The organism is Nitrospirota bacterium, from assembly GCA_016235245.1.
In the GTDB taxonomy this organism is placed as follows: domain Bacteria; phylum Nitrospirota; class Thermodesulfovibrionia; order Thermodesulfovibrionales; family UBA6898; genus UBA6898.
In genome coordinates this window covers 155,163-166,671 of record JACRLO010000004.1, presented here as the reverse complement: position 1 = coordinate 166,671, position 11,509 = coordinate 155,163, and the positions used below count along the sequence as shown (strand labels likewise).

14 protein-coding genes are annotated in these 11,509 nt (G+C 50.3%); 10 read left to right on the top strand and 4 right to left on the bottom strand.

Annotated elements, in window-relative coordinates:
- Positions 1–169: 169 nt before the first annotated feature.
- Entirely contained in the window at positions 170–1,045 is an 876-nt protein-coding gene (locus HZB31_02210) for a NapC/NirT family cytochrome c (protein ID MBI5846764.1), read from the bottom strand.
- 239 nt (positions 1,046–1,284) lie between these two features.
- On the opposite strand from HZB31_02210, the gene HZB31_02205 reads away from it, so the two are divergent.
- The gene (locus HZB31_02205; protein ID MBI5846763.1) at positions 1,285–3,015 is read left to right on the top strand and encodes a DUF2628 domain-containing protein; all 1,731 of its coding nucleotides are present in this window, start codon (positions 1,285–1,287) and stop codon (positions 3,013–3,015) included.
- A 3-nt stretch (positions 3,016–3,018) separates the two neighbouring features.
- Here the strand turns inward: HZB31_02205 and HZB31_02200 are convergent, their stop codons facing one another.
- Positions 3,019–3,567, bottom strand: coding sequence for a GDSL family lipase (locus HZB31_02200; GenBank protein MBI5846762.1), 549 nt, complete (start codon positions 3,565–3,567; stop codon positions 3,019–3,021).
- Between the two features lie 17 nt (positions 3,568–3,584).
- On the opposite strand from HZB31_02200, the gene arsM reads away from it, so the two are divergent.
- Positions 3,585–4,385, top strand: a complete 801-nt coding sequence (gene arsM / locus HZB31_02195) for an arsenite methyltransferase (protein MBI5846761.1) — start codon at positions 3,585–3,587, stop codon at positions 4,383–4,385.
- A gap of 4 nt (positions 4,386–4,389) precedes the next feature.
- Here the strand turns inward: arsM and HZB31_02190 are convergent, their stop codons facing one another.
- On the bottom strand, positions 4,390–4,863 hold the full coding sequence (locus HZB31_02190; GenBank protein MBI5846760.1) for a hypothetical protein: 474 nt from the start codon (positions 4,861–4,863) through the stop codon (positions 4,390–4,392).
- 12 nt (positions 4,864–4,875) lie between these two features.
- The gene (locus HZB31_02185) at positions 4,876–5,160 is read right to left on the bottom strand and encodes a hypothetical protein (protein MBI5846759.1); all 285 of its coding nucleotides are present in this window, start codon (positions 5,158–5,160) and stop codon (positions 4,876–4,878) included.
- A gap of 364 nt (positions 5,161–5,524) precedes the next feature.
- On the opposite strand from HZB31_02185, the gene HZB31_02180 reads away from it, so the two are divergent.
- From HZB31_02180 to HZB31_02145, 8 genes are read left to right on the top strand one after another with little or no spacing between them, the layout of a single operon-like run.
- Positions 5,525–5,776: a hypothetical protein gene (locus HZB31_02180; protein MBI5846758.1), complete on the top strand. Its 252-nt coding sequence runs from the start codon at positions 5,525–5,527 to the stop codon at positions 5,774–5,776.
- A gap of 12 nt (positions 5,777–5,788) precedes the next feature.
- The gene (locus HZB31_02175) at positions 5,789–6,478 is read left to right on the top strand and encodes a 2-hydroxyacyl-CoA dehydratase (protein ID MBI5846757.1); all 690 of its coding nucleotides are present in this window, start codon (positions 5,789–5,791) and stop codon (positions 6,476–6,478) included.
- Positions 6,475–6,738: a hypothetical protein gene (locus tag HZB31_02170; protein ID MBI5846756.1), complete on the top strand. Its 264-nt coding sequence runs from the start codon at positions 6,475–6,477 to the stop codon at positions 6,736–6,738. Before HZB31_02175 ends, HZB31_02170 begins: the two co-directional genes overlap by 4 nt.
- Before the next feature lie 36 nt (positions 6,739–6,774).
- Entirely contained in the window at positions 6,775–7,566 is a 792-nt protein-coding gene (locus HZB31_02165; GenBank protein ID MBI5846755.1) for a hypothetical protein, read from the top strand.
- A complete protein-coding gene (locus tag HZB31_02160) occupies positions 7,544–8,488 on the top strand; it encodes a 2-hydroxyglutaryl-CoA dehydratase (GenBank protein ID MBI5846754.1) in 945 nt (314 codons plus the stop codon). The genes HZB31_02165 and HZB31_02160 overlap by 23 nt, the downstream gene beginning before the upstream one ends.
- The gene (locus HZB31_02155) at positions 8,485–9,099 is read left to right on the top strand and encodes an outer membrane lipoprotein carrier protein LolA (GenBank protein ID MBI5846753.1); all 615 of its coding nucleotides are present in this window, start codon (positions 8,485–8,487) and stop codon (positions 9,097–9,099) included. Before HZB31_02160 ends, HZB31_02155 begins: the two co-directional genes overlap by 4 nt.
- Positions 9,096–10,304, top strand: coding sequence for a beta-ketoacyl-[acyl-carrier-protein] synthase family protein (locus HZB31_02150; protein ID MBI5846752.1), 1,209 nt, complete (start codon positions 9,096–9,098; stop codon positions 10,302–10,304). The genes HZB31_02155 and HZB31_02150 overlap by 4 nt, the downstream gene beginning before the upstream one ends.
- Positions 10,301–11,488 (top strand): hypothetical protein, encoded by a 1,188-nt coding sequence (locus HZB31_02145; protein MBI5846751.1) that lies wholly within the window; start codon positions 10,301–10,303, stop codon positions 11,486–11,488. The genes HZB31_02150 and HZB31_02145 overlap by 4 nt, the downstream gene beginning before the upstream one ends.
- The last annotated feature ends 21 nt before the right edge of the window (positions 11,489–11,509 follow it).

Genomic DNA, 11,509 nt, shown 5'->3' with positions numbered 1-11,509 from the left:
TTTCATCTTCGTATCCTCCTGCTTGTTGATCTTGCCTGTATATATGCAGGCTTCATGCCAACATGAAACACTGCGTTTTTAAAGGATTCTTTTCGAAGATTTGTTTGCAGTTCTGCAAATACGTCCATCCCTTTTGCAAAACTGCAAAGGTTGGAACTCTATGTATGCTCTAATAGATGAAAAGTCGGGGATTCTTGTAGGGATGACATCTGCTGCATAGTTTCTGTGCTCTGCTTTCTCCCACTACCCATGTATGCGCCTTATGACAGTCAAGGCAGTTAAGCCCTTTCTTCATATGCAGCCCGTGCTGTCCAACCGTAGATTCGTTGCTGTGGCATTCAGTTGTACATAATGCCAGAGTCGGCATGATTTTCCCGTGAGGTTTATGGCACTGATGGCAGAGAATACCGGACATCGGGCCCTTGACGGAAACTGAGGGATGGCATTTGATACATCTGTCTTTCGGTATCATTGAAGCGGTTTTTTCAGAGTATGAGTGGCACTTGAGGCATGAGAAGGCCTCCATCCCTATGCCGTGAACACCTTTGTCCTTATGGCAGCCGCTGCAGGCACTCTCATTCGGCTTGAAATTATGGAGCGTGCCTTTATGGCAGACTTTGCATTCGATGCTCTGCATAAATACATGCTTTGCATGGCCGTATGATTTCTGCAAACTCAAAGACCCCTGCGCGACATTGTCCATATGGCACTTTCGGCACTCACGCCAGGGTTTTTCTCTTCCATGCGATTGGGAGAAGGCCTGTCCATCCTGCTTCATAACAAAAGCTACGAGAAGCTGGTTCTGCTCTACCATACTGACATGGTGGCATTGCTGGCAGATAATATCCCGGTGCTTCCCTTTCTGCCACTCCTTATACGCTTCCTTCATGAGGTGACACGAAACACAGAAATTAGGATCTTCCTGGCGATATTCGTAATATCGATAGGCAAGAACTATCGCGAGAATAGCAATGATAAGAAACGCTGCAAGAACAAAACCTTTGATGTGCTCAACAAGGCCTCCAATCTTTTTCTCCCAATTCATCGAAATACCCGATCGGAATGAACAAGAGCATCCATGCATTGTTTCCGTAAGAAACGCCCGACCTGTCGTCTTCGCATGCAACGATTATATCCGATGGTTTTTAGAGAAGCAATACTAATATTAACTTCTTACATATTTCATTTCCCGGACACATGAGTATTATGATAAAATCAGCTTAATAATAATTAGCACTCCACTCTTTTCAGGAGATACCGAGATGTTGCGCAACGTAGACAGCCATGGCAGAGCCTACTTATAAAGTCTTATTAAGCGGCGAAACGCTCTCTGGTCATCAGCTTGCGGAAACAAAAAAGCAGCTTGCTGTAGCGTTTAGCCTCTCTGCAGACTCCATTGATCGCTTTTTTATCGGAAAACCAGTCATTGTCAAGACCACCACAGACATTGAAACTGCTGAAAAGTTCAAGGCCCTTTTCGAAAAAGCAGGGGCTGTCTGTTTTATAAAACAGGTGGTGCAGACAGAAACCGGAAGACCATCAAATAGTTCTGCCGCAAAACCTGAGCTTTCATCTTCTCCGGCAATTACGCCCGTGACACCTGAGCATGCCATTACGAAGGAGTCTGCTCCGGGATTTACTACGCATGCCGGAAATCGGACAGAAGAAGCTCCCGGGCCAAGGGTCATTTCTCCTCCCCAGAAGGCTGTATCGCTTCAATACTCACCGCTTCACTGCAGAGCACTGAATAAAACAGAGGGAGGACTTAACTTCAACCGTTATGGCTGCGAAAACATACCGTTCAGCGACATCCTTCTCGTCTCGGTATACCATATTCCTTCAGGCATCAAGCCCAAGACAAGGGTAATGGTCTTCAGCAGGACTCAAAAAAAACCACTTACTGTCGATGCCGATGCCATTGACTTTACCGGCATTCTCGGCAGAGAAGAAGATGACATCTATGCAGCGCTCAGACAATTCGTTACAGATCTCGTCAAAGCCAATCCGTCATTAATCGTTGACAGCAGCACATCCGATTTCCTCAAGGGCAGCGGCCCGGGGATGGTAAAGCGTGATGATACCTTCTGGGCATCCGCGCTCGGTAGCGCTCTCGACGAGGAAGGCCTCTTCGTTCTTGCGGCTGCAAACCTGAAGAAACCGGCAAAGACAGTAGCAGCCATAGAAGCAGAATCCGGTAAGGACCAGGACCAGAAAGAGACATCGCTTATGAGCGATGAAGAATATCTCGATCTTTTTATTGGGCCGAACGTTGTCAAATACATGGACAATTTCAAGAAGTTCGGCATCAAAGGCCCATCTTCCTTTGTGCCAACCTGGCACTGGCCCGCATTTTTTCTTCCTTTCTTCTGGCTGCTCTACAGGAAACTTTACCTGCATGCTATTGGGGTATTGGTGCTGAGCTTCATACCCGGCATCAACATCCTGACCTGCATTGCAATGGGCCTGACCGCGTATTATATCTATTTCAGGCACGTACGAGATTCAGTCACCGCAATCAAACGGGCCACCACACCAGCTCAGATCGGCTATGTCATGACGCGCGAGGGCGGGGTAACGCCCACAGCCGTGTATGTTGGAATCGGCGGCGTCTTCTGCATAAGCCTGATCATTTCCATTTCACTTGTGGTATCTGCACTCAAAAAAAAGCAGGAACTGGTAACAGAACAGATGAATCCCCCCATGATAATGCCCTTGCTTCCGGGCCAGAATTTGCCTCCCGGCTTTCCGCAGAGCCCGGAAGAGGCGATGCAGATGGCCTACGATAATATGGCAAGGGCTGAACTCAAGAATGCCTGCACAGCTGCCATGGTCTACCTAAACGAGGAGAACGACGGGCAGGTGACCCTCGAAAAACTGGAGCGGTTCGGGTACCGGCGGCGTCCTGAAGTGCAGATATCGATCATCAACTCCCTGCCGGATACCCTGCGCATGAGCGCCCGGCACAACCAGGGATCTAAAATGATCTATGCAGATAAAGACTGCAGAATGGACTGAACTTTAAGAACTGAGCAGCCTTGCTATCTCGCCCGCCCAGACCCCATAGCCCTCGTCGCTTACATGAACTCCGTCGTCCAGGAGATAGCGCTCTATGGGCCGTTTATTCTGATCAGTAAAGAGTGTATGCAAATCAAGATAATGAACCCCTTCTTCTTGGGCAATATGGCGAAGTCTCCCGTTCATCTGGCGGATATCCGCATTATCGATGAAAGGGAAACTCACCGGCAGAAGACTTTCTATGTAGATCACGGCTGCAGGAAATGCCTGATGAAGGGTATGCACGATGTCCCGGTATGTATCGGCGATGCCCCCCTCCCCCATTGCCAGGCTGTTGATGCCTGACATAATGAATACTCTATCAGGATTCTTCACCGTCCGGATAATATGCCCGAGTCTTGCAGCAAGCCCGCTGACCGTCTCTCCAGCCATACCGAGGTTGTAGACTTCATATTCAGGAAAACGCTCAGACCAGTCGAAATATTCAATTAATGAGTCACCGAGAAAAAGGAGCCGCTTACACTTTTCATGGGTACTTGATGCTTTTTTCATGGTATATTCATTATATTATGGACAACGAAAAGGCAAAGCTCAAGCAGATCGTAGTCAACAGCTATTCTGACGTGGCCAAAGGCAATCTCTCGTTTCTCGCACCTTCGAGCTGCTGCGCCCCTGGATCAGACTCTGTCAGTCTGCTGGAAGCGGGCAGGAGACTCGGATATTCGGATGAAGAGCTGAAGATCGGTCTTGGAGAGGCGAACCTCGGACTGGGCTGCGGCAATCCCCAGGCTATCGCTGATCTCAGGGATGGAGAGATAGTCCTTGACCTGGGCAGCGGGGCAGGCTTTGATGCCATCCTCTGCTCCATGAAGGTCGGTAAGACCGGCCGAGTGATCGGCGTTGACATGACGCCGGATATGGTTACAAAAGCAGCTGCAAATGCAACAAAGTTAAACGCAAAGAATATTGAGTTCAGACAGGGCGAGATCGAACATCTGCCCCTGGACGAAAATTCAGTTGACGTGATCATTTCGAACTGTGTCATCAACCTTTCTCCAGACAAACAGACTGTTTTCAGCGAGGCGTTCAGAGTTCTTAAACCAGGGGGCAGAATTGCCATTTCCGACATCCTCAAGAAGACCGAGTTCAGCAGGGAGATCCTTGAGCACGAACATGCGTACAGCGGTTGAATAACCGGATCGGTTCCCGTGGAGGAACTGAAAATGATTCTCGCCAAAGCCGGTTTTCAGGATATCCTTATCACGGACAAGCAGAACAGCGACGATATCATCAAGAGCTGGAAGTTCGGTGAAGGGGTCGAAAAGATGGTCGTTTCAGCCTACATCAGGGCAATAAAACCGGTTTCTTAAATCGCTATTCCCATTTCTTCTTTTGTACTCCGGCAGCCTCAAGAATACTGCCTGCAAGATAAACCGTATCCTCAATTTGCTTATTAACAGGATGGCCAAAATGCTGCTGGTCAAAGACCGGTATGTGGACGGTAACATCAGGCCGCATCTTCCGGTCCGGGGAATAGGTAATGGAGTTGGAATCTTCAATCGTTGCATCGCACATATGCAGGGGATTACAGGTGTTCGATAACGCCTCGGCAATATTTCTGACATCGCGCAGCACCCGGGGAAACTCCCGGTCGTCCGGAGAGGCATCTTCATCAGCAGGGGGAAAGGTGCCGTATATATTGATCTGAAAGCCGATCTGGAGCATCTGTCCCTGCTTTGTCGTATTGTAGTAGGGTTCGATGTCGTAGCAGATCCGGCGCTTACGGATCGTTTCTGAGAGTTCTTTTTCTGACGTAAACAGGCCGGATATGTTGAGCTTTGCATCCATGATGCAGCTCCCTCAGACTGCAGTCTTTCTTTTCTTCCCGTGGTAGTGCACAAGAAAGTCATGAGTTTCGTTGATCTCACCCATGGACTTCATCAGGGCCGAATACAGGGGATTCAGCTTGAGATAGGGCCTCAGAGTCTTGGCCATGGTTGCCAGATTCATCCGGCAGTCATCGACCATACTCAGGGTGCGCTCCTCAAGACTCTGCCCATAGAGATAGAAGATCTCGATAAATATGTCAGAAATAAGCCAAAACTCATTCAGGACTGTCTGGGATACTGCCTCTCCCTGAGACACCTTTTTCTTTCTGAGCCGCCTCAGAAATTCGACAAGCTCAGCTTGTATGTTTTTAAGCTGCTTGACGATCGTAACGAGCTCGGCAGGTTTTCTCTTGAGGATGTTTTTGTATACAAGAGTTTTAGATATTTTCCGTCGAGCCTCTTGCCCATTTCTATAATTTCATGTATTTCATTCATATCACAATCCACCTGCGATGACCGGTTTTAGGGGGTTTAAACACATATTAAGATTAACACATTCCCGGCTAAAACATAAGAACTATTTTCAGGGGGCTCTTTCTTTGCAGAAAAAGGCCGAAATAATCTAAAATTAAACCCTAAAAAGCAGTTATTTTTCACTGACTTATATGCGCTTCTTATATATGAAAAACCCAAGAATCGGAATCCCCAGAGGCCTGCTGTACTACAGTTATGCCGAGTCCTGGAAGCTTTTTTTCAGTGAACTCGGCTGCGAGGTCATCACATCACCTGAAACACATGCAGACATTCTCAAGGAGGGGCTCAGACATGCAATCGGGGACTTCTGCCTGCCGGTAAAGACATTTCTGGGTCATGTTGCTCTGCTGAAAGACAACGTTGACCTTCTTTTCATCCCACGGTATGTGAGTGTGTAAAAGGAAAGTTTCATGTGCCCGAAGATGATCGGCCTGCCCTATGTTGTCAGAGCCTGCTTCACGAACCTGCCCGGAATTATTGCCCCCATGTTCCACGTCAAACAATTTGGCGATCAGGCAGTCGGGGAGTTTACAAAGTCCATTGCAAAGGCAATTTTCCGTCCGCATGCAGCAGTCAATGCCCTGTTCCAAAAGCACATGAACTCCGGCGTTGAGATCCCGGGAGAACAAAGCAGGCTGTCTGATCGTCTGCTTTCTGAGGGTGTGGGCATCCTGTCATCTCACCGGAAGATGAATATCGGTATCGTCGGCAGGCCTTATCTGCTTTTTGACCGCCATCTTTCGAAGAACCTCTTTAACTACATCAGAGATCTTAATGCAAACCCCATTTATATCAAACCTGAAGAACCGGATATCCGCGAGGCCATGGCAGTGATCCCAAAGTGGGTGTACTGGGACATGGGCAAGGAAGTGGTGACCGCTGCCCATCTCTTATTCAAGGATGACCGCATAGACGGCGTAATCAATGTCTGCAGTTCTACCTGCGGCCCTGACTCGTTCACCGGCGACCTTATCAGAAAGAGACTGAACCAGAGAAACAAGCCGTATATGACGCTCAGTATTGATGAACACGCATCAGACGTCGGCATCCAGACAAGGATCGAGGCATTCATAGACATGATCGCAAAGGTGACCGCATGAAGCTCACGGTCCCGCATATGGGTCTTCTTTCTGTTGCATACACGCGGGTGTTGAGGCAGCACGGCGTTGACATGCAGCCCCCGCCAAAGGCCACGATCAGGACCCTTAACCTCGGCGTCAAATATTCACCGGAGTTCGCCTGCCTGCCGTTCAAGATCAACCTCGGCAACATGATGGAGGCGCTCGACAATGGGGCAGACGCGATCCTCATGCCGGGCGGGTACGGCCCCTGCCGCTTCGGATACTACGGCATCATATAGGAACAGATCCTGAGGGAACAAGGTTACAAATTCACCATGTCCACAACAGACAATCCTGACCGGCTCTCAGATATGATCGATACGATCCGGGACATCAGCCAGATCAAGAATAAATATGACGGGTACAGCGTCTTCTTCCTCATTTTGATGCGCATGGCAGCTCTGGACAGAGCAACAGCCCTGTATCACTATTACAAGCCGCGCGAAGTTAACAGGGGAGAGACAGACCTGGTGCTGAAACAGGCCATTGAGATGATAGACCTGGCAGACTCGTACACAAAGCTCTTCAGGACCATGCCCCAAGTCAAAAAGATGTATTATGCCATTAAGATCGACAGGAGTTTCAAGCCCGTAACCATCGGCGTGTTGGGTGAGATATTTGTGGTGATCGAGCCGTTTGCCAACCTTGAGATCGAAAAGAAATTGGGTGAACTGCGGGTCGAGGTGAAGCGGGGGGTCTGGCTGAGCGACTGGCTCAATGACCGGTTTAGATATAAGCCGTTCAGGAGGAACCAGACAAAGTATGCCACAAAACTGGCCAGGGGATATCTTAATTTTCCCTCAGGCGGCGAGAGCATAGAAACAGTCGGTAAGACCATCCTCTTTCAGAAAAAAGGCGTTGACGGCGTGCTTCATATCATGCCGTTTACCTGCATGCCTGAGCTTGTTGCGTCAGCAGTCATCAACCGGATAAGCAGGGACAAGGAGTATCCTGTGCTCTCAATGACATTTGACGAGCATGTATCCGAGGCGAATATAATAACAAGACTTGAAGCGTTTGTTGACCTGCTCGAAAGGAGAAGAGATGGAAGCGTATCTCGGCATTGATGTAGGCTCTGTTACCACAAAGGTCGTGCTGATCGACCGGCATGGCAATGTCCTCTGGAATTCATATAACAAGACCTTGGGCCAGCCCATTAAGGCCATACAGTCAGCCTTCTCTGTCTTGAGAAAGGATAAGGGCGATATTGAGATACGTGGTGTAGGCACAACAGGAAGCGGAAGGAAACTGGCTGACTATATTGTCGGTGCTGACCAGGTAAAAAATGAGATCACTGCCCACGCAGTTTCTGCGATCCATCTCATTCCAAATGTAAGGACCATTGTCGAGATCGGCGGGCAGGATTCAAAACTGATCCTGATCAGAAACGGCGTTGTGGTCGATTTCTCGATGAACACGGTCTGTGCTGCAGGCACCGGCTCATTCCTCGAACATCAGGCAACACGCCTCGGCATGGCGATCGAAGAACTCGGCAATTATGCCCTCGCAGCCTCTTCCCCTGCCAGGATCGCAGGAAGGTGCACGGTCTTTGCAGAATCCGACATGATCCATAAACAACAGATGGGACACAACCTGGAAGACATTGTTGCAGGCCTCTGCGATGCACTGGTCAGGAACTATCTGAACAACCTGTCCCGCGGCAAGGAGATCCGCGATCCGGTCATCTTCCAGGGCGGGGTTGCGGCAAACCCGGGCATAAAGGCTTCTTTTGAGCGCGAACTCGGAAAAGAGTTTATCGTGCCTCACTATTATCCGATCATGGGCGCTATCGGCGCAGCCCTCCTGAGCAGAAATACAAAACAGACAAAGTTCAGGGGCTGGTCACTCTCAGAGAAGCAGCTTTCGACCTCGAGCTTCTACTGCGCTGACTGCCCGAATGCCTGCGGCGTGATGCAGATTAATGACTGCGATGCAGTGATTGCCCGCTGGGGCGATACCTGCGGCAAATGGGGAAGGATGGAAGGATGAAGAGACTTTTCTTCGTTTCGCTCTTCATCCTTGTCTTCACTTCACTATCCTCTGCCGACATCCTTGACGATCTCAAGGCAAAGCAGGCAAAGATAAGGACCGTGAGCGCTAACTTTATACAGGAGAAAAAAACCCGGCTCCTCACAAAGCCGATCAGGACCGACGGCCGCTTCCTCTATAAGCAGCCTGACAGGATCAGGTGGGAATATCGGGGGAGCGTTAATCTGCAGGTCATCTTCAACGGAAAGGATATCTGGATCTATTATCCTGACCTCAAGGAGGCAGATAAATTGACCGGCCTGAGCCAGTATGGATCGCTCATGCAGTTTGATGTGCTGAGCATGTCCCGCGATTATACGATCACTGCAAGGAAAGAAAAGACAATCACCTTTCTCAGATTCTCGCCGAAGGTGAAAGGCCCGATCAGTCAGATAGAGATGGAGGTCTCTGATGAGTCACCATTTCCGCGCATGGCGAAACTGTATGATCAGAACAACGAACCCACGACGATCACATTCAGAGATGTCAAACTAAACCCTGAAATTCAGGAGAACAGTTTTATTTTTCTGCCGGACAAGGGAGTCGTTGTGAGGGAAAGATCTCTCAGGTGAGGACCCCGGTCATCACCGGCATAGGAATTGTTTCCTCTATCGCCATCGGCAGAGAAGCATACTGGGATGCCTTAAGCGTCGGCAGATGCGGTATTGGCGAGATAACGCTCTTTGACACCTCGGGCTTCAGGGGCAAGCTTGGCGCCCAGGTTAAGGGCTTTATCCCTGACGACCACTTTGACCGCAAGGAGTCCCGAAGGCTTTCGCGCTGTAATATGCTCGGCACGGTCGCATTAAGAGAAGCAGTTCAGGATTCGGGCCTTGATCTTCAGACCATGGACAGAGCCCGGCTTGCTGTTGTGATCGGAAGCGGTTCAGGGGGACTGCTGCAGGGCGAAGAGTTCCGGAGAAGGATCTACCATGGCAGGAAGCCTAAATCCAGCCTGCTCGAATACTTCACTGCTTCTTCTTTTACCGACTATATCGGTCTTCTCACCGGCGCCTGCGGCTTCCGCTCCACGATCTCAACTGCCTGTTCGTCAAGCAGCACGGCAATCGGCATTGCGGGCGAGATTGTCAGAAAGGGAATCGCAGACTTTGTGATCACCGGAGGAAGCGAGTCCCTGGCGGAGACGACCTTTGCAGGATTCAACTCTCTGCGTGCGGTTGACGAAGTGGCCTGCAGGCCCTTTGACAGGGAACGGAAAGGCATATCACTCGGCGAAGGCGCCGCTATATATATCGTCGAAACAGCAGAGCATGCAGCAAAAAGAGGCAAAAAGGCCTATGCAGAGATAGCGGGGTACGGCCTCTCCTGCGATGCCTATCATGTGACTGCCCCCTCGCCTGACGGAACGGGCATTGCCCATGCAATCCGTCTGGCATTCAGGTCGTCCGGCGTTGAAGCTTCGGCGATAGGCTATATCAATGCCCACGGTACAGGCACGCCGGCAAACGATCTTGCAGAGACGAACGCCATCAAACTTGCCTTCCGGGAGCATGCCAGCATAATTCCTGTCAGCTCGACAAAATCGATGATAGGGCACTGCCTCGGTGCAGCTGGCGCAAAGGAGGCGGCAGCAGCGATACTGCCCTTTGTCCGGGGCATAATCCCACCGACCGTGCATTACCAGAACCCTGACCCTGAATGCGATCTTGACTATGTCCCTGAACCGCGGGAAAAGAACGATGTCTCGGTAGTGCTCTCTACCTCGGTGGCATTCGGCGGCAACAACACAGCCCTTATCCTGAAGAGGCCGACATGATCGCAATCACGGGCATCGGCATCATATGCCCTGCCGGTATCGGCAGAGAGAACCTGATCAGGTCCTTCATGGATACGACAACAGGCGTCGCAGAATCGACCAATTTGGGACTCCCTTATGCAGGGATTACGACCGTAGGGGAAGTACAAGACTTCAGGGCAAAGGATTATATCCCTGTCATGAAGGCCCGCCGCATGTCACGCTTCTCCCAGTTCGGTCTTGCCTCTGCGATCGAGGCAATGAATGATGCAGGCGTCGGGATCCGTGACCACAATTGTTACGACGTCGCTATTGCCTTTGGAACAGGGCTTGCAAGCACCGGCAGTACTGACAAGTTCTATGAAGGGCTTCTCAGGGAAGGGCCTGAGGGAACAAACCCTATCCTTTTTCCGGAGACCGTGCAGAATATCGCGGCAGCACATATCTCGATGCATTTTGGCACGCGCGGGCAGAACATTACCTTCAGCCATGCTGACATATCCTCTGAGCTTGCAGTCTCTTATGCCTGCGGGCTCTTGCATGACGGGTTGACAGATATGGTAATCGTCTCGGGCGCAGACGAGCTGAGCGAAGTTGAACTTGTCGGCTATTCAGGCTTCAATGTACTGTCAAACAAAATGACGCCTTTTGACCGCAAGAGAAGCGGCTTTGTACTTGGCGAAGGCGCAGCAACAATTATCCTTGAGCGGAAAGAGGATGCCGCCAGAAGAGGTGCAGGAATCTACTGCACTATTGCCGCAGCAGAGATAACGTCGTATCCGACACTGATCAGTTCGTATGACAAAACCCGCGAGTCGATGAAAAAAGCGATTCAGACTGCTCTGAAAAACTCAGGCCTCCGGACACCGGGATTTATTTCGGCATGCGCAAATTCGACGCCTGACCTTGATCATCTCGAAGCGGCATCGATAGCTGATCTCTTCGATCATACCGTCCCGGTGACTGCCTTACGGTCATATAACGGCTATTTCCCGGCAGACGGTATTTTGCGGATTGCCTCAACTGCGCTCTGTCTCAAAAGTGCAATCGTACCGGCGATAGCCGGACTGAAAAACCCGCTTGACGGATGCGGGATTGACCTGGTGATCGGCAAGGCAAGAACAGTCCATGCGGATTCTGCGCTCATCACCACATTTTCCACAGGCGGAACTGCTGCTTCGATGGTTCTGAAGAAAGAGACATGAGGCCCGGCAGGAGTTGTCACA

Coding starts and splice junctions, on each gene's coding strand:
- HZB31_02170 (MBI5846756.1), top strand. CDS start 6,475: ATGAAGCTCACGGTCCCGCATATGGGTCTTCTTTCTGTTGCATACACG.
- HZB31_02180 (MBI5846758.1), top strand. CDS start 5,525: ATGAAAAACCCAAGAATCGGAATCCCCAGAGGCCTGCTGTACTACAGT.
- HZB31_02165 (MBI5846755.1), top strand. CDS start 6,775: ATGTCCACAACAGACAATCCTGACCGGCTCTCAGATATGATCGATACG.
- HZB31_02175 (MBI5846757.1), top strand. CDS start 5,789: ATGTGCCCGAAGATGATCGGCCTGCCCTATGTTGTCAGAGCCTGCTTC.
- HZB31_02205 (MBI5846763.1), top strand. CDS start 1,285: ATGGCAGAGCCTACTTATAAAGTCTTATTAAGCGGCGAAACGCTCTCT.
- HZB31_02145 (MBI5846751.1), top strand. CDS start 10,301: ATGATCGCAATCACGGGCATCGGCATCATATGCCCTGCCGGTATCGGC.
- HZB31_02160 (MBI5846754.1), top strand. CDS start 7,544: ATGGAAGCGTATCTCGGCATTGATGTAGGCTCTGTTACCACAAAGGTC.
- HZB31_02200 (MBI5846762.1), bottom strand. CDS start 3,567: ATGAAAAAAGCATCAAGTACCCATGAAAAGTGTAAGCGGCTCCTTTTT.
- HZB31_02210 (MBI5846764.1), bottom strand. CDS start 1,045: ATGAATTGGGAGAAAAAGATTGGAGGCCTTGTTGAGCACATCAAAGGT.
- HZB31_02190 (MBI5846760.1), bottom strand. CDS start 4,863: ATGGATGCAAAGCTCAACATATCCGGCCTGTTTACGTCAGAAAAAGAA.
- HZB31_02155 (MBI5846753.1), top strand. CDS start 8,485: ATGAAGAGACTTTTCTTCGTTTCGCTCTTCATCCTTGTCTTCACTTCA.